Origin of the sequence: Pseudomonas sp. NPDC089741, from assembly GCF_044748825.1 — a bacterium.
Classification (GTDB): Bacteria; Pseudomonadota; Gammaproteobacteria; order Pseudomonadales; family Pseudomonadaceae; genus Aquipseudomonas; species Aquipseudomonas helmanticensis.
The window spans coordinates 1-16,325 of sequence record NZ_JBIVGT010000001.1; the positions used below are offsets into that span (position 1 = coordinate 1).

Below are 16,325 nucleotides of genomic sequence, written 5' to 3' on the forward strand. Positions count from 1 at the left end.
ATCATCATCGCCGGTGTGGTCACCGATGTGTGCGTAGCGTTCCCGACCTTGTCGGCGCTGGCAGAAGGCTTTGAGGTGTTTGTGGTGACCGATGCGTCCGGCACCTTCAATACCACCGTGCAACAAGCCGCATGGAGCCGCATGACCCAGGCCGGTGCGCAACTGATGAACTGGTTCTCGGTGGCGTGTGAGCTGCACCGCGACTGGCGCAACGATATCGAAGGGCTGGGTAATCTGCTGTCGCAGCGGATTCCTAACTACCGCAACCTGATGAACAGCTACTCGGCGCTGACGGCGTTGCAGAAGTAAGTCGATACGGCGAAAACGCAAAGCCTGCCCTGAAAAGCAGGCTTTCGTTTTGTATGAGCTTTATGCCGAACGCGGGAGGTTTCAGATCTCGGGCGTGTACTTGATGGACAGCAGGCCACTGACACGTGAAACCAGTGTGTCGACCGCAAAGGGTTTGGTCAGCACCTGCATTCTCGGCCCGAGTTGGCCGCTGCCGAGCACCGAGCTTTCGGCATACCCGGTAATGAACAAGGTCTTCAGCTTCGGTCTTATTTGCCGGCCCGCATCGGCCATCTGCCGGCCATTCATGCCACCGGGCAAGCCGACATCGGTGATCAGCAAATCGATGTGCGCGCTGGAACGCAATGCTTCGAGCCCTTCAACGCTGTCGCTTGCTTCGAGCACGTGGTAGCCGAGGTCACTCAGCACATCTTTGAGCAGCAAGCGAACGGTGGGCTCGTCGTCGACAATCAGGATGGTCTCGCCTGCTTTTGCATCAGGCGAGGTCGTACTTTGCGCGTCATCGTGATTGTGCTGCGCCTCGCCGCAGTAACGCGGCAGGTAAATCAACATCGTGGTGCCGTGTCCCACTGTCGATTGCACCCGCACCTGCCCCCCGGATTGCTTGGTAAAACCGTAAATCATCGAAAGCCCCAGCCCCGTGCCCTGGCCCAGCGGCTTGGTGGTGAAAAACGGGTCGAAGGCTTTGGCGATCACTTCAGCGCTCATACCCGTGCCGGTGTCAGTGACAGCCAGGCACAGGTATTGCCCTTCGGGCATGTCCAGTGCGTGCGCCAACTCGCCCTCGACCGCGCGATTCGCTGTCTCGACGGTGATGCTGCCGCCCTCGGGCATCGCATCGCGGGCGTTGATGCACAGGTTCAGCAGAGCGTTTTCCAGTTGGCTGGCATCCACCAGCGCAGGCCAAAGGTCGGCTGCAGTGACGGTCTTCAGGCGAATGCCGGGGCCGACGGTGCGCTGGATCAGTTCGGTCATGCCGGCAATCAGCGCGTTGACTTCGGTCGGCCGCGGATCGAGTGTCTGTCGCCGGGAGAAGGCCAGCAGGCGATGGGTCAGGGCGGTAGCGCGTTTGGCCGCGTCCTGGGCGATCAGCATGTATTTGTCGAGGTCGTTGAAACGGCCTTGGGCGGTGCGCTTTTCCATCAACTCAAGGGCTGCGCAGATGCCCGCCAGAAGGTTGTTGAAGTCATGCGCCAGACCGCCGGTGAGTTGCCCGACCGCTTCCATTTTCTGCGATTGACGTAACTTTTCCTCGGCTTGCATCAAGTCCGCCGTTCGCGCCGACACCCGCTGTTCCAGTGTGTCATTAAGCGCCTTTAAAGCAGCTGTCACGCGGTCTCGCTCGGCTTCGACATTGCGCCGGTCTTCGACATCGATGAGCACGCCGGGGAAGCGCAAAGGCGTGCCGTCTTCGGCGCATTCGACGCGTCCGTTTGCCTCAATCCAGGTGTATTGGCCATCCGCACCGCGTACTCGGTACTGGTGTGAATAGGGGCCGCCCCGGGCGATGACTTCATTGATGGCCGCGGTGAGTCCTTCGCGGTCCTCGGGATGCACGGTCATCGCCACTTGCTCAAGGCTCAGACCGTCTCGGCCCAAGGCAGGATCAAGGTTGAAAACCCTTGCGAAGGCTTCGTCGACGCTGAAACGATCGGTGGGCAAGTGCCAATGCCAGGTGCCGATGATGGCGCCAGCCGCCAGGGCGAGTTGCACGCGCTCGATGTTCTCCCGGGCGACCGCCTCGCTGACGCGCAAGCGTTCCTGCGCGTCGCGGCGCTCGGTGACGTCGCTGAAGAAGATCGCAATCTGCCGTTCGGCCGGGTCGCCGACACGCACGGCGCGCACGTCGAACCAGCGTTCGAACGTGTTGGCGTAGTTCTCGAAGTTGGCTGGCTCGCCGGTCTTGGCGACATGGCCGTAGGTCTCGAACCAGAAACTCTCCAGGTTGGGAGCGAACTCGGTCACCCACTTGCCACGCAGGTTGACGCCAGCCTGACGTTCGAACGCCGGGTTGGCTTCAACGAAGCAATAATCGATAGGACGGTCGTCGGCGTCGAATTTGACCTTGACGATGGCAAACGCCGCCTCGATGGTTTGCAGAATGGTGCTGAAGCGTTCTTCGCTCCGGCGCAGTGCCGTTTCGGCACTGCGCGAGCGGGTCAGGTCGAGCATCGCCCCGATCATGCGTTCTGCCTGGCCATCGGCGTTACGGATCAGATGGCCGCGGTCGAGCACCTCAGCGTAGGAACCGTCCTCGCAGCGAAACCGGTACTCAGCACTCCAAGTGGTGCCAGAGCCATCAATCGCAGCGCGAATCGAGGTTTCGACCCGTGCGCGATCCTGCGCGTGGATCTGCGCAAAGCGCCAGTCACACGTTGGCTCGATGGCTGCTGACGCATAGCCATACGCCTGTTGCAGCGAATCGTTCCAGATAACCTGGCTGGTTTTCAGATCCCAGTCCCAGACGGCATCGCAGGTTGCCTTGACGGCCAGACGCAGGCGCGTGACCTCGGACTCGAGCTCCTCGCGAGTAAGCTGTTTCAGGATGTCCACTCCTCATGCCTTATTTGCTATCTGCTAAGCATTCAATTGGCGCGTTTAACACGAACACCCATGCGCTTTGTCACCCATTGACACGGGGCGGCATATTTAAGTTGCACTCAGGCCAGGCGCGCCGGTGTTTTCAAAGCGCCTCGCCGTTATCCAGCCTGTCCAGCAGACGCTGCCCGCGTTGCCACAGTGCCTGCTGCTTTTCTTGCGGCATGCGATCAAGGTTTTTGTACATCATGCCCATGCGCTGATTGCCACGCAGGAGATCACCGTGGCGCATCAGAAAATGCCAGTACAAGGCATTGAAAGGGCAAGCGTTGTCAGCCGTGGTTTCGCGCACCGCGTAAACACAGTCGCGACAATAGTCGGACATCCGGTTGATGTACTGGCCGCTGGCGCAGTAAGGCTTGGAACCGAGGTAACCGCCGTCGGCGTGCATGACCATGCCGAGGGTGTTGGGCAGCTCGACCCAATCGAAAGCGTCCATATAAATGGCCAGATACCACTCACAGATCTGGCTCGGCGCAATACCGGCGAGCAGGGCGAAATTGCCGGTCACCATCAGCCGCTGGATGTGATGGGCGTAGGCGTGTTTCAAACTTTGGCCGATGGCTTGGCGCATGCAGTTCATCTGCGTTGCGCCGGTCCAGTAGAACTCAGGCAACGGCCGGGTGTTACCGAAAGCATTGCCCTCGGCGTACTCAGGCATGGTCAGCCAGTAAACACCACGCACGTATTCGCGCCAGCCAATCAGTTGACGGATGAAACCCTCGGCCGCGTTCAGTGCGATGCTGCCGGACCAATAGGCAGACTCGACATCACTGCACAGCTGACGCAGGTCGAGTAAACCGATGTTCAGCGCGGCGCTGATGCGTGCATGGAACAGGAAGGGTTCATCGCTGGCCATGGCGTCCTGATAATCGCCGAAGCCGGCCAGGCCGTAGTCGAGAAACCACGCCCACAATGCCTGGGCGTCGGCGTGTGTAACCGGGTAGTTGAAAGTATCCAGGCTGCCGTAGTGACTGGCGAAGCGTTCTTTGACCAGTGCGAGCACGTCGAGGGTGATTGCATCGTTGGCAAAACCAACCGGGTAGGGCGCCTTTACGTGTTTAGGCAAGGTTTTGCGATTGTCTTCATCGAAGTTCCACGCACCGCCGACCGGCGTGCCGTCACCGTTGAGCAACAGGCGACTTTTGCGGCGCATCTCGCGATAGAAGAACTCCATGCGCAACTGCTTTTTGCCAGCAGCCCACGCGCGGAATTCGTCGCGACCGCACAGGAAACGGTTGTCGGCATGCCAGTGGATCGGCAAGCCACACTCCTTGAGCGACTGCTCCAGACGCCAGTCGCCGCACTCGGTGACGTGCAACTCGTTCGCCTGCAACAGCGCTTGCCAACGCCTTAACTCGCCGGGCACCGAGCCACTGTTCTGCGGGTCGTCGAGGGCGACGTAATGCACACGCATGCCCTTGTTTCTCAGCGCCTGAGCGAAGTGCCGCATGGCGCTGAAGATCAGGGCGATCTTTTGCGGATGATGGGCAACGTGGCTGGCTTCCTCCATGACCTCGACCAGCAGCACACTGTCGTGCGCGCAATCCAGATCTGCCAATGAAGCCAGATCAAAAGACAACTGGTCACCCAGGACCAGGCACAGCCGATTGGTTTTGTTCATTTGCACGGATTCAGCGTAATAAGCGGCAGCAGGCTACCGGTGGACAATTGAGCGTTAAGTCCAGATAGTTGTACAGATTGTAGTTTGTGTATAGGTTTTTTGTGTGCGCTTGATCGAAAGCCAGCGCATGGGCCAATCGCGCTCCTGATGTTTCAGAAGCGCTTCGCGGTTGCTGGAATGATGTTTAACGGTTAGCCGCGATAAACCGGGTAATCGACATAGCCGTTGGCGTCACCGCCATACACCGTAGCCGGATTCAACGCATTCAGCGGCCAGTCATTGGCGATACGTGCGGGCAGGTCGGGGTTGGCCATGAACGGGCGGCCGAACGCGACAAAGTCGGCCAATCCGCAATCGAGCAATTGCGCGCCGGATTCGGCGGTGTAGCGTCCGGCATAAATAATCGCACCGCTGAAGGTATCGCGCACGGCCTGACGAAACGTGTGCGGCATCGCCGGCGCGTTGTCCCAATCGGCTTCGGCGATGGACAGATAAGCAATGCCGACATCCTCAAGCACTTTGATCGCTTCGATGTAAGTGGTGTGCGGATCTTCCTCGACCATGCCCAGGTAAGTCCGTGCTTCATCGGTGGTGGTGAACAGTGGCGCAAAGCGCACGCCGACTTTTTCCTTGCCGATGCATTCGGCGACGCCCGCCACCACTTCACGCAGAAAACGCAGGCGATTGTGCAACGAGCCGCCGTATTGATCGTCGCGCAGGTTGCTGTGGGCAGAGATGAACTGGTTGACCAGATAACCATTGGCGCAGTGCAGTTCGATACCGTCGAAGCCCGCTTCCATGGCATTGCGTGCAGCCTGGATGTAGAGCTGGACCAGTTCTTCGACTTCAACGGTGCCCAGCGCGCGAGGAGCGGACGGGGCAACCAGTTCACCTGCGCCGGGTTCGGTTTCGATGAACACGCTGACCCGATCGGTGGCTACGGCGGAGGCGGATACGGGCGCTGCGCCGTCGGGTTGCAAGGCGGTATGCGAGACCCGACCGACGTGCCACAGCTGGGCGAAAATCACGCCGTCGACGGCATGCACGGCGTCAGTGACTTTGCGCCAGCCAGCGATTTGTTCAGCGGTATGAATGCCCGGCGTCCAGGCGTAACCCTGGCCGCGAGGTTCGATCTGTGTGCCTTCGGTGACCAACAGGCCGGCGCCGGCACGTTGCTGGTAATACTCGGCCATCAGTTCGTTGGCGATGTTGCCCGGTTGTGTACTGCGCTGACGGGTGAGGGGCGGCAGGACGATGCGGTTTTTCAGGGTGTGATGACCGAGTGTGGCGGGTTTGAAGAAACTACTGTGATTCATGGGTTACCTTGTCTTTTGGCTTATTAGACCAGTCGACTAATAGTCGAATGTAAAAAAAACGCCGGCACCCCGTGCGCGGCGTTGGTATGAGTTGCGATGCAGTTTCAGCCCAACATTTTCAGCAGCTGTTCGGCGACAGCGGCGGAACTCGCCGGGTTCTGGCCAGTGACCAGTTGCCCGTCAACCACCACATGCACCTGCCAGTCAGCGACTTTCGAGTAATGCCCGCCGAGACGCTGGAACTCGTCCTCGATCAGGAACGGCACCACGTCGGTCAGGCCGACGGCAGCTTCTTCGGCGTTGGTGAAACCGGTGACCTGGCGATGCTGGATCAGCGGTTTGCCGTCAGCCGCGAGGACGTGACGGAGCACGCCGGGCGCATGGCAGACAAAACCGTGGGGCTTGTTACTGCGGTCGAATGCTTCGATCAAGGCGATCGAGTGCTGGTCTTCGGCCAGATCCCACAGCGGGCCGTGCCCACCTGGATAAAACACCGCATCGAAATCATCAGCGCTGACGTTGGCCAGAAGTCCGGTGTTGGCCAGTGCCTGTTGCGCGGTCGGGTCGTTGCGAAAGCGCTCGGTCTCGGCGGTCTGGGCATCGGGCTCATCGCTTTTCGGGTCCAGCGGCGGCTGACCGCCAGCCGGGGACACCAGTGTGATCTCGGCACCAGCGTCCTTGAAGGCGTAGTAGGGAGCGGCGAATTCTTCCAGCCAGAAGCCGGTTTTCTTGCCGGTGTTGCCGAGTTGATCGTGAGAAGTCAGAACCATCAAGATTTTCATAGCGCACCCTGGATTGTTCGAGTGGCGTCGCGGCACAAGGAATTTGCCCGGCGACGACACCCGGTGGAAAGGTTGTCGGGGCGCAGCATAGTTTCCAATTAGACCGGTCGTCTAGTGATTTTTTTCGACGCAGGTTTTTCCTCGCCGGCTGTGGCAAACTCCTCATCCTCTGAAATATACGACTGGTCTATTGTCTGGTACTTTGCGCCCCATGAAACCGACTTACGACGACACCCGCCAACACTTGCTCGACACCGGCCACCGGATGATGGCCGAGAAGGGCTTCACCAGTGTCGGCCTCAGCGAAATCCTGCAAACCGCCGGCGTGCCCAAGGGCTCGTTCTATCACTACTTCAAGTCCAAAGAGCTGTATGGCCAAGCCTTGCTCGCGGATTACTTTGTCGGCTATCTCGCCGACATGGAGCGGCGCCTGACCCTGCCTGAGCTGAATGCTTATGAGCGGCTGATGGATTATTGGCAGGGCTGGCTGAACCGCTGCACCCTCGAAGGGCACGGTGATGAGTGTCTGGTAGTGAAGCTCAGTGCCGAGGTCGCCGACCTGTCCGAATCGATGCGCCTCACCTTGCGTGACGGCGCCGAGCAAGTGGTGTCGCGTATCGCTGTCTGCATCGAAGAAGGCCAGGCGCAACAGAGCTTGCCCGAGGGCGATGCCCGGCAACTGGCGGAGACGCTGTATCAATTGTGGCTGGGCGCCAGTTTGCTGAACAAATTGCAGCGTACCGGGCAATCGCTCGACACCTCGATGGCAATGACCAAGCGACTGCTGAGCGTTTAAGCCGTCGCTGACAAGTGGGTGTCACTGGCCTGCCGCCCACTCATCCCGATACTCCAGCAGAAAATCGACAAACGCCCGCACCCGTTGCGGCACATAGCGACCGTGCGGATACAGCAAGGTGTACGGCCGCGAGCGCCCGCCATAAGGCTGTAGCACCTCGACCAGACTGCCATCGGCCAACTCTTTTTCGACGATGAATTTGTACGTCTGAAAAACTCCCGCAGCGTGTTTCGCCAACGTCACGCCACCCAAGACATCGTCGGAACAGGAATAGCCGCCGTCCGAAATCACCTCGCGATCGCGGCCATTTTCCTCAAATAACCATGAGATCCGTCGCCCGCTGCTGGGCAGTTCGAACTGGATGCATTCATGGTCGAGCAGATCTTCCAGTGTCTGCGGTGTTCCGGCCTTTTTCAGGTATTCGGGGGAGGCGACCACCACCAGTTTCGCGTCTTCGAGCAGGCGCGCAATCAGCGTCGAATCCGGTTGGGCGCGAACGCGGATTGCCAGGTCGTAGCCATCTTCGACGAAGTCGATATTGCGATTGCCCAAGTGGATATCGACGCTGACCTCAGGGTACAGCGCACGAAATTTTGGCAGCAGCGGCAAAATCCGATGGTGCCCGTAAGTGGTCGGCAGGCTGATGCGCAAGCGTCCCGACGGTGTGGTCTGCGCGCCCATCACTTGTTGTTGGGCTTCAACCAATTGCGTCAGGGCCTGACTGCACTGTTGGAAAAATATTCTGCCCGCGTCGGTCAAGCGGATGCTGCGCGTGGTGCGCGCAAACAGTCGCGAGCCCAGGCGTTTTTCCAGGCGCAGAATCGAGCGGCTGACGGCGGCGGGTGTCACCCCGGCGAGCTGAGCGGCGGCGGTAAAACTGCCCGCTTCGGCGGCGAGGCAAAACAGTTCGATACTGCCCAATTGCAAGTCTTCAAAGTGACGCTTCATTTTGGCTGACACCGAGGATCATTCATCCTGATGTTTACCACAGGAAACGACACCGCCGGTACACACCGGCGGTGCAGTGGCGCAAAGATCAGTGACCGGCGCTCTGGCCACCGTCGACGTGCAGGATCTCGCCGGTGACGAATTTCGCGCTGTCGAGGTAGAGAATCGCTTGCACGATGTCATCGATCTCGCCCATGTGACCCAGCGGGTGCAGGTTGCCAAGCGCTGCGTGGGTGTCCTCGCCGTGCATCGGGGTTTTGATGATACCGGGGGAGACCGCGTTGACCCGAATCCCGCGTTTTGCGTACTCGATGGCCAGCGATTTGGTCGCTGCGTTGATGCCGCCCTTGGTCAGCGAAGCCAGCACCGATGGCACGCCATCAATCGCATGGTCGACCAGACTGGTGGTAACGCTGACCACGTGTCCGCTGCCGTGCTTCTGCATTTCAGCAATCGCCAATTGCGAGATGTGAAAGAAGCCACTCATATTGGTCGCCACGACCAGGGCATAGTCTTCCTGGCTGTAAGCAGTGAACGGTTTGGCGAGAAAAATCCCCGCATTGTTCACCAGCGTATCGACTCGGCCAAAACGTTCGACGGCTTGACGAATCACCCGCTCGGCGGTTTGCGGGTCGGCGATGTCGCCGGGCACGCTCAGGATATCCGGATCATCCGACGGTTTGATGGAACGGGACGTCGCTACCACTTGATGACCAAGTGCGCGAAAGCCTTCGACCAGGCCAGCGCCGATGCCTTGCGAGGCGCCAGTGATCACTACAACTTTTTTCGATGTGTTCATGATGATTTCCTCAGGGATCCGAAATTACTGGCTGGACAACTGTTTGCGGTAGTCGGTGGTGGTCATGCCCGCATAACCCCAGTTATCCGTATCGACTTCCTCGATGACGATGTGCGTGAGCTTCGGATCCTTGTTGAGCACGCGTTGCATGGTCTCGGTGATTTCCTTGATCACCTGGGCTTTCTGCTCTCGGGTCACGCCGTCGCGGGTGATGCGTACGCTGATGAAAGGCATTGGGGGTTCTCTCCGCTCGCTAACCCGTCGGAATGAAAGGTTGCTGTTGGAGTGGACTTTAAGAAGTTGCGGGAGATTGATAAATGAGGGCTGAGGTACTTCATTTGTGATCTGGTGTAACTAATCGCTAGTGCGAAGAAACGTACTCCGAAGGTGTCGACGGCGCTGGCAGCGCATAAGTCGCCTTCATCCACTCGATCTCCGCTTGCGGTGTGCGGCCAAAAAAGCGTTTGAATTCGCGGCTGAATTGCGAGGCGCTGGCATAGCCGACGTTGAACGCTGCGGTCGATGCGCTCATGGCCTGGCGCAGCATCAGCAATCGCGCCTGATGCAGGCGAGTCGACTTCAGGTATTGCATGGGAGAGGTGTCGGTGACGCTGCGAAAGTGCAAGTGGAAACTCGGTACGCTCATGCGCGCTTCTTCGGCCAGTTGCTCGACGTCGAGGCGCTGCTGGTAGCTGTTGTGGATCTTGCGGATCGCACGGCTGACTTTGCCGAAATGCCCCTGGCGATTCAGTGCGGCACGCAGCGAGCCGCCTTGCGCGCCCGTGAGAATCCGGTAATAGATCTCGCGTATCAGCGCCGGCCCGAGGATCTGCGCTTCGCCAGCGATGCTCATGGCCTGGAGAAAACGCAACGTCGTCGCGCGCAACGGCTCGTCCATCGGCGAAGCGTACATGCCTTTCGGTTGCGCATCGCTGGCGCCGTGCACCTCATCCACTTGCAGCATCAACTCGCTGGCCAGCTGCAAGTCGAGGTGCATGTAGATTGCGAGCATCGGCTCGGCCTCGGTGGCGTCGGTCTCCATGGTGAAGGGGATCGGCACCGACACCACCAGATAATGCTGGGCGTCATAGACGTAGGTGTCTGCGCCGAGATAACCGCGCTTGCGGCCCTGACAGAGAATGACGATGCCGGGGTCATACAGCACCGGCGTGCGGCTCAGCGGCCGATTCGAGCGCAGGAAGCGCACACCGTCGAGCGCACTGAGGTTGTAGCCCTCAACCGGGGCAAGTGTGTCCATGAGCTGGATCATGCGCGCGGTGGTTGCATCGGCCTGGGTCATTGCATCCTCTCTCAATGATCGGTGGAGCGGGTCAACGCTTGCCACTGATCAACCTCGGCGAGTGCGCGTTGCAGCCTGTCACGGACCAACTGCAAAGCATCGCTGCCGAGCAGAAGATGGGCTGGAGGCGTCGGGCTGGCGATGATCTGCAGCATCGCCCGCGCAGCCTTTTGCGGATCACCGAGCTGCTTGCCGCTCTTTTCTTCGCGCGCTTTGCGGAGCGGATCGAAACTGGCGTCGTAATCGGCAATGCTGCGCGCGGTGCGCTGCATCGAGCGACCGGCCCAGTCGGTACGAAACGACCCCGGCGCCACCGCGGTGACGAAGACATCAAACGGGCGCAGCTCTTTGCTGAGGGTATCGGAGATCCCTTCAAGGGCAAATTTGCTCCCACAGTAATAGGCGATCCCGGGCATGGTGATCGTGCCGCCCATGGACGTGATGTTGAGAATATGGCCCGCACGCCGCTGGCGAAAAAACGGCAGGAAGGCCTTGATGACGGCGACTGCGCCGAAGACGTTGACGTCGAATTGCCGGCGCATCTCTTCCAGCGGAGATTCTTCGAAAATGCCTTCGTGGCCGTAGCCAGCATTGTTAACCAGCACATCGACCGGGCCGTGAGTGGCTTCAACCTCCGCGACGACGCTGTCGATCCGCCCGAAGTCAGTGACGTCGAGCATCACCCCGTAAGCGTTTTCCGCGGACAGTGACTGCAAGGCTTGCAGATCGGCCTGATTGCGTACAGTGCCGATGACTCGGTGGCCGGCGGCAAGCGCTTCCTTGGCCAGCGCGTGGCCGAAGCCGCTGCTGACACCGGTGATGAACAGGGTTTTCGACATGACGAACTCCAGGGCTTGGGTGTTCAACCATGGTAGCTAGCGACAACGAGTCTACCTATGCCGGTTCGTCTTCGAGCATTGCCTGTTCCTATGAGCGCACGCATCGCATTCCAAATGAAAACGTATACGGAAGCTACCCGGGATGGAAAAAACACGCAGACGATTCTCAATGAAGGGTGAATGATGGCAGTATGCCCTTTGCCGAAATCGCTAAATATCGGTTTTAAAAGGAATGGTAAATGGTAAAGGAATACGCTGAGTACGAAGTGCAACGTGCGCTACACCGTGTGTGCTCTGCAGAAAGTTTCAAGCAAGCCCTGGAGCGTTTTCAGGATGAAATCGAACTGCTCGGTGAGTGGCGCATCCTGTATGCGGCAGAGGAATCGGGTGGGCCGTTTGGTCTGGAGCGGCAGCTATTCTCGGAAAAAGGTTTTGTTTCCACCATGCTTCGTGGGAAATCTGTCTGGGTTTTGGACAAAACCTTTGCCTTGTCTGAGACGCGGGTGGGCTACACGCTGGGAGGCTCGCTTTTTCTGGATTCCAATGCAGCCAGTTACATCCGAAAAATGTCCTACGCGCAGCATATATCTCCCGAGCTCGAGGTTGTGCGTGCAGATCTGCAGCGAACGTTTTCTTTCGACGATCTCGGAAGATTGAACTGTTACATTTATCTATGTGAAGCACAGAAAAACTGGTCGCCTGAAACGCGTCAGTTCTGCAAGGAAACATTAGCCGCTACGTACGCATTGTCACTTGATGCCACTCCCCTGAGTGCAGGCTGGGGAGAGCGGTATCGCAGCCTCTATCGAGAGCAGTCAGAAGCATTTGCCGAGGATCGGATCAAAGAGTTTTCGCGTAGTTTGGAGAGTGGTTTAGGTGTCGCGCTGGCTCAGCAAGCTGCGGCGGTTGAATGCATGATCCTGCGGGCCAAGATTCTGGAAAGCAGCTCAACCGCATCACCCGAAGCGAAGATGGGGGCGCTGCTCAGCTTCATGCACGACGAGTTACATATCTTCATGTTGCGAGAACTGATTGTTTGCGCAGACATTCTCTTCCATACCCAGAGAACGACGCTTTCGAAGAAGCTCAACTCGGTTCTGGACAAAAAAGACCCTCTGCGAATTATCAATAACTGCGCTTGGGATTTATACATACTCCGAATCATCGAATCGTTTTCCAATCCTCAGCGTTGGCAAGGAGTGGATTTCTGCCTGGATCGATTGATCACTTTCGATGAAGATCTGACGGATATCATCTGTTTGACTGAGCTGCGTGCAGTTGCGATTCATCTCGGTTCACATCGGGCTTATCCCTTCTTTAATAGTGAGTTGACGGGCTGGCTGGCGGGCTTGATCGGGGACAAACGAATGGCGAATTTTTCCGGGAATTTGCAGGAAGACGCCTTTAACCAGCGCGCTGATCAAAGAAGCTTGGAGAATGTGCAGAGAATTTTGGTAGAAGACCGACGCCACCTCATGGAGCTGGCCAGAAAGTCGAGATGATTTATCAATAGAGGCAATGTGAGCATTCTCCCTGCTCAATTTTTTAGTGTTCTTGCAGTGTGCTTGAATTTCTCGTTCTCATTAAAACATTGGCTGTTGGAAAAAATATGTACCAAGAATTTCACTGGTTCAAGGCCGATTTCCAAGTCCAGACTCCTGAAGACGGCAGGCACCGGAACGATGCAGATTTGCGTCTCGGTAATCTTCGCCGGCCGAGGATCAATGGTGAGCTGAACGCAGGTGAGTTAATCAGCAAAGCCAGAACCTTCCTGCGACGATGCTATGAGCTTGAGCTGCAGATTATCGGGATTACTGACCATAATTTTTCCGCTATAGAAGATCCGCAGGACTGGTTTTTGACCCAGCTGGTCCAGCAGAACAAATCCGTCGATTTTGATCATGGCGTCTGAAGCGTTCATTGAGCTAGTGGCAGAATATCTAATTCATGGTGGGAATAAAGAGGAAGTTATGAAGTCAGTAAGGGCTAGTTTTTTTTCGATGATGACGTCCGTTCCTTCTGCTGGTTACTGATGGGCATGGTTGGGTTAAGTGTTATGAGGCATAAATCTACAAATAAAAGTGGCTTGGTGTTTTGACTAAAACTTAAGGATGGACTATGTCAGAGTATATTGACTTGGATGAAGATTTTGATTTCGACTCAGACGAATCAATGAAAGAGCTTGATGCTCTTGAAGCGGAGCTCGAAGAATTAATTCGACTTGATGAAATACAAAGCGAAGCATACGAAAAGGCATTTGCATGGTTCGATGTGCTGTTTGATTTTCCGGCAAAAATTGAGATTTACAAATCAAATGTTGCGTCGCTGGAAAAACTTTTGTCATCGCTTGATGATGAACCTGAGGATAGATTTTCTCGAGGCACACTACTGGTGGGGATGTTGTCAGCATATGAAGGTTTGGTTCATGATCTGCTGCTATTGTGCTGCCAGTCGCAGGTGCTCGTCAGCAAGGCAATCAAGAATTTGGAGAGGTTGGGTGGCCGTGATAGAAGTTATCTGGGTTTAAAGAAGAATCCAGTAGGTGAGGATCTTGTTGCCAAGCTTAAGGCTAAAACGCTTCACGATCCAGCCCAAGTTGTACGAATGTGTAATGTGTTATTTGAGTTACCTCTTCCCGGGCCTCATGATAAGGAAGTTAAGTTCTATGAGGCCTTGCTAAGTGCCAGGAATTGCTACGCTCATGTAGGCGGATATCAGGCCGGTAAGGAGTACAAAGTTTCGATTAAGACACTTCGTTTCTCCTTTGGCTATTTTCACAGGCTGGTTGATACGTATGCCTTATACGTAAGCGAGTGTGCGCATGCAGCATCAAAGGAAGCTGATGAAACGTAATGATGAAACGTGTTGTTAATTAATGTAAAGAACGATAACTTAAGACGTGATTTTTCGGGTTCTTGGCCAAAAATAGTCATCCTGGTTTTGCTGATCGTTTGTGCTGACTGTTGAGTGGTTTTACAGTCCACGAACACATAAATCTGGCGATAGATCGCGTCTTGAGTACCGCCATCGCAAACGACTTGCACAAAATCAAATCAACAGTTCGTTAATCCACCGTACTTGCCGGGCAAGGCTCTCCACCTTTTCCTGCGGCAAGGCCCGTTCGGCACGAGTGATCTGGCTCAGGGTCTTCTGCTTGTGGCGAAGTTTGTGCTGCCACTTGATCAGGAACTCGGGGCTGCGGGCCTGCATCTGCAAGGGGCCGAAGTACAGTTCCTGGTCGGTGTAAGTCACCGGCCCGGCGCGTTCGGCAACGATGATTTCGTAGTCGAAACGGCTTTCGCGCAGCACTTCCTCGCTGAGAATACGGTAGCCATTTTCCATCAACCACAGGCGCAGCGGTTGTTCGCCACCATTGGGTTGCAGGATCAGGCGTTCGCCGCCGCTGAGGTGGGCCTTGCCGTGTTCGAGGATGTCGCGGATGGTTTCGCCGCCCATACCGCAAATGCTGATTGCGCTAATCCGGTCTTCAGGCTTGATCGCCGCCAGCCCGTTGGCCTGGCGCACGCTGATGTGCGCGTCGAGGTGGTTCTCGCGAACGGTGCGTTGGGCTGCATGAAACGGCGTCAGCGCCACTTCGCCAGCCACCGCCGCGGTGATTGCGCCACGGCGCATCAGTGCCACCGGCAGGTAGCCATGATCCGAGCCGATATCGGCCAGGCGCGCGCCATCGGGTATGTGAGTGGCGACGCGCTCCAGGCGCATGGACAACGTGTTCTGGTTCAACGACAACCCCTGTTCGCCACAACCGTGCGGCATGTTTGGCTGGAAAAGGGGTGCGACTCTGGCGAGCAACGTCCGGCCTGTCAAATCCCGGCGACGGAATTGCCCAGGCCCATGGGCAACCGATGGCTGCCAATGGGCCTGCGCGTCAGCCGGCCAACGTCGCGTTATCGATCACGAAGCGATACTTCACATCGCCCTTGAGCATCCGCTCGTAAGACGCGTTGATCTGATCGGCGCGGATCAGTTCGATGTCGGAAACAATGCCGTGCTCGGCACAGAAATCGAGCATTTCCTGAGTCTCGGGAATGCCGCCGATCATCGAGCCGGCAATCGTGCGGCGCTTCATGATCAGGTTGAAGACGTTCGGCGACGGGTGTGGTGAGGCGGGCGCACCGACCAGCGTCAACGCACCATCGCGCTTGAGCAACACCAGGAATGCATCGAGATCGTGCGGCGCCGCCACGGTGTTGAGGATGAGGTCGAAGCTCTTGGTGTGCGCCGCCATTTCTTCGGCATTGCGCGACACCACCACCTCATCGGCGCCAAGCGCTTTTGCCGCTTCACGCTTGGACTCGGAAGTGGTGAAGGCGACGACATGCGCGCCCATCGCGTGGGCGAGTTTGATGCCCATGTGGCCCAAACCACCGATGCCGACCACGCCGACTTTCTTGCCGGGGCCGGCGTGCCATTGGCGCAGCGGCGAATAGGTGGTGATGCCCGCGCACAGCAGCGGCGCGACGGCGGCCAGTTGCGCTTCGGGATGACGGATGCGCAAGACGTAACGTTCGTGCACGACGATATTTTGCGCGTAGCCGCCAAGCGTCCAGCCCGGTGCATCCGGGGTCGGAAAATTGTAGGTGCCGATCATGCCGTCGCAGTAGTTTTCCAGACCGGTTTCGCAGTCGTCGCAATGTTTGCAGCTGTCGACGATACAGCCGACACCGACCAGATCGCCGACCTTGTAATCGGCGACATGCGCGCCGACGGCCGCAACACGACCAACGATCTCGTGCCCCGGTACACAAGGAAACTGCGTGCCTGCCCACTCGGCACGCACCTGGTGCAGGTCCGAATGGCAGATGCCGCAGAAAGCGATATCGATCTGCACGTCATGCGCCGCCGGCGCGCGGCGCTCGATCTGCATCGGCTCCAGGGGTTTGTCGCCAGCGTGGGCACCATAGGCTTTTACAAGCATGGGAACATCCTCAATCGGTGTGTCGGATGGCCATTCTTGCGGTTATTCAGGATCGGGGAGTAGTGCAATCCTGTG

Annotated in this window: 15 protein-coding genes and 1 pseudogene; 5 read left to right on the forward strand and 11 right to left on the reverse strand. The window is 57.5% G+C overall.

Translation table 11 applies throughout. The annotated features are described in order from the left end of the window. Positions 1-309: isochorismatase family protein (locus ACIPZE_RS00005; protein ID WP_400770396.1), on the forward strand; the 309-nt coding region annotated here is incomplete at its 5' end. 81 nt (positions 310-390) lie between these two features. Here ACIPZE_RS00005 and ACIPZE_RS00010 read toward each other — a convergent pair. From ACIPZE_RS00010 to ACIPZE_RS00025, 4 genes are all read right to left on the reverse strand, one after another. Continuing rightward, positions 391-2,862 (reverse strand): PAS domain-containing protein, encoded by a 2,472-nt coding sequence (locus tag ACIPZE_RS00010; protein WP_283436189.1) that lies wholly within the window; start codon positions 2,860-2,862, stop codon positions 391-393. A 130-nt stretch (positions 2,863-2,992) separates the two neighbouring features. Continuing rightward, on the reverse strand, positions 2,993-4,531 hold the full coding sequence (locus tag ACIPZE_RS00015) for a cryptochrome/photolyase family protein (protein WP_400770397.1): 1,539 nt from the start codon (positions 4,529-4,531) through the stop codon (positions 2,993-2,995). 191 nt (positions 4,532-4,722) lie between these two features. Beyond that, on the reverse strand, positions 4,723-5,847 hold the full coding sequence (locus ACIPZE_RS00020; protein ID WP_283436191.1) for an alkene reductase: 1,125 nt from the start codon (positions 5,845-5,847) through the stop codon (positions 4,723-4,725). 104 nt (positions 5,848-5,951) lie between these two features. Then, positions 5,952-6,629 carry a type 1 glutamine amidotransferase domain-containing protein gene (locus ACIPZE_RS00025; protein ID WP_283436192.1) on the reverse strand — a complete coding sequence of 226 codons (678 nt, stop codon included), beginning with the start codon at positions 6,627-6,629 and terminating at the stop codon, positions 5,952-5,954. A 211-nt stretch (positions 6,630-6,840) separates the two neighbouring features. Between ACIPZE_RS00025 and ACIPZE_RS00030 the strand changes: the two genes are divergently transcribed. Next, the gene (locus ACIPZE_RS00030) at positions 6,841-7,425 is read left to right on the forward strand and encodes a TetR/AcrR family transcriptional regulator (RefSeq protein WP_400770398.1); all 585 of its coding nucleotides are present in this window, start codon (positions 6,841-6,843) and stop codon (positions 7,423-7,425) included. 21 nt (positions 7,426-7,446) lie between these two features. On the opposite strand, the gene ACIPZE_RS00035 is transcribed toward ACIPZE_RS00030, so the two are convergent. From ACIPZE_RS00035 to ACIPZE_RS00055, 5 genes are all read right to left on the reverse strand, one after another. Next, positions 7,447-8,373, reverse strand: a complete 927-nt coding sequence (locus ACIPZE_RS00035; RefSeq protein ID WP_400770399.1) for a LysR family transcriptional regulator — start codon at positions 8,371-8,373, stop codon at positions 7,447-7,449. Positions 8,374-8,461: 88 nt separating this feature from the next. Then, positions 8,462-9,172, reverse strand: coding sequence for an SDR family NAD(P)-dependent oxidoreductase (locus ACIPZE_RS00040; RefSeq protein WP_283436194.1), 711 nt, complete (start codon positions 9,170-9,172; stop codon positions 8,462-8,464). A 24-nt stretch (positions 9,173-9,196) separates the two neighbouring features. After that, the gene (locus ACIPZE_RS00045) at positions 9,197-9,406 is read right to left on the reverse strand and encodes a 4-oxalocrotonate tautomerase family protein (RefSeq protein ID WP_129394287.1); all 210 of its coding nucleotides are present in this window, start codon (positions 9,404-9,406) and stop codon (positions 9,197-9,199) included. 127 nt (positions 9,407-9,533) lie between these two features. Further along, positions 9,534-10,472 carry an AraC family transcriptional regulator N-terminal domain-containing protein gene (locus ACIPZE_RS00050; protein ID WP_400770400.1) on the reverse strand — a complete coding sequence of 313 codons (939 nt, stop codon included), beginning with the start codon at positions 10,470-10,472 and terminating at the stop codon, positions 9,534-9,536. 11 nt (positions 10,473-10,483) lie between these two features. Beyond that, a complete protein-coding gene (locus ACIPZE_RS00055; RefSeq protein WP_283436196.1) occupies positions 10,484-11,311 on the reverse strand; it encodes an oxidoreductase in 828 nt (275 codons plus the stop codon). Between the two features lie 239 nt (positions 11,312-11,550). On the opposite strand from ACIPZE_RS00055, the gene ACIPZE_RS00060 reads away from it, so the two are divergent. The 3 genes and pseudogenes from ACIPZE_RS00060 (at position 11,551) to ACIPZE_RS00070 (ending at position 14,164) form a co-directional block, all read left to right on the forward strand. Further along, a complete protein-coding gene (locus tag ACIPZE_RS00060) occupies positions 11,551-12,813 on the forward strand; it encodes a hypothetical protein (RefSeq protein ID WP_400770401.1) in 1,263 nt (420 codons plus the stop codon). A 107-nt stretch (positions 12,814-12,920) separates the two neighbouring features. Continuing rightward, a pseudogene (locus ACIPZE_RS00065) lies at positions 12,921-13,202 on the forward strand (hypothetical protein); the annotation flags it as partial. Positions 13,203-13,429: 227 nt separating this feature from the next. Continuing rightward, a complete protein-coding gene (locus ACIPZE_RS00070; RefSeq protein ID WP_283436199.1) occupies positions 13,430-14,164 on the forward strand; it encodes a hypothetical protein in 735 nt (244 codons plus the stop codon). A gap of 195 nt (positions 14,165-14,359) precedes the next feature. Here the strand turns inward: ACIPZE_RS00070 and ACIPZE_RS00075 are convergent, their stop codons facing one another. Continuing rightward, positions 14,360-15,055, reverse strand: a complete 696-nt coding sequence (locus ACIPZE_RS00075; RefSeq protein ID WP_400770402.1) for a tRNA (adenine(22)-N(1))-methyltransferase — start codon at positions 15,053-15,055, stop codon at positions 14,360-14,362. 145 nt (positions 15,056-15,200) lie between these two features. Then, on the reverse strand, positions 15,201-16,250 hold the full coding sequence (locus ACIPZE_RS00080) for an NAD(P)-dependent alcohol dehydrogenase (protein WP_129394283.1): 1,050 nt from the start codon (positions 16,248-16,250) through the stop codon (positions 15,201-15,203). Between the last annotated feature and the right edge of the window lie 75 nt (positions 16,251-16,325).

Excerpts from the sequence above, each read along its gene's own strand:
- ACIPZE_RS00015 (WP_400770397.1), bottom strand. The coding sequence starts at position 4,531 with ATGAACAAAACCAATCGGCTGTGCCTGGTCCTGGGTGACCAGTTGTCT.
- ACIPZE_RS00020 (WP_283436191.1), bottom strand. The coding sequence starts at position 5,847 with ATGAATCACAGTAGTTTCTTCAAACCCGCCACACTCGGTCATCACACC.
- ACIPZE_RS00025 (WP_283436192.1), bottom strand. The coding sequence starts at position 6,629 with ATGAAAATCTTGATGGTTCTGACTTCTCACGATCAACTCGGCAACACC.
- ACIPZE_RS00030 (WP_400770398.1), top strand. The coding sequence starts at position 6,841 with ATGAAACCGACTTACGACGACACCCGCCAACACTTGCTCGACACCGGC.
- ACIPZE_RS00035 (WP_400770399.1), bottom strand. The coding sequence starts at position 8,373 with ATGAAGCGTCACTTTGAAGACTTGCAATTGGGCAGTATCGAACTGTTT.
- ACIPZE_RS00040 (WP_283436194.1), bottom strand. The coding sequence starts at position 9,172 with ATGAACACATCGAAAAAAGTTGTAGTGATCACTGGCGCCTCGCAAGGC.
- ACIPZE_RS00045 (WP_129394287.1), bottom strand. The coding sequence starts at position 9,406 with ATGCCTTTCATCAGCGTACGCATCACCCGCGACGGCGTGACCCGAGAG.
- ACIPZE_RS00050 (WP_400770400.1), bottom strand. The coding sequence starts at position 10,472 with ATGACCCAGGCCGATGCAACCACCGCGCGCATGATCCAGCTCATGGAC.
- ACIPZE_RS00055 (WP_283436196.1), bottom strand. The coding sequence starts at position 11,311 with ATGTCGAAAACCCTGTTCATCACCGGTGTCAGCAGCGGCTTCGGCCAC.
- ACIPZE_RS00060 (WP_400770401.1), top strand. The coding sequence starts at position 11,551 with ATGGTAAAGGAATACGCTGAGTACGAAGTGCAACGTGCGCTACACCGT.
- ACIPZE_RS00070 (WP_283436199.1), top strand. The coding sequence starts at position 13,430 with ATGTCAGAGTATATTGACTTGGATGAAGATTTTGATTTCGACTCAGAC.
- ACIPZE_RS00080 (WP_129394283.1), bottom strand. The coding sequence starts at position 16,250 with ATGCTTGTAAAAGCCTATGGTGCCCACGCTGGCGACAAACCCCTGGAG.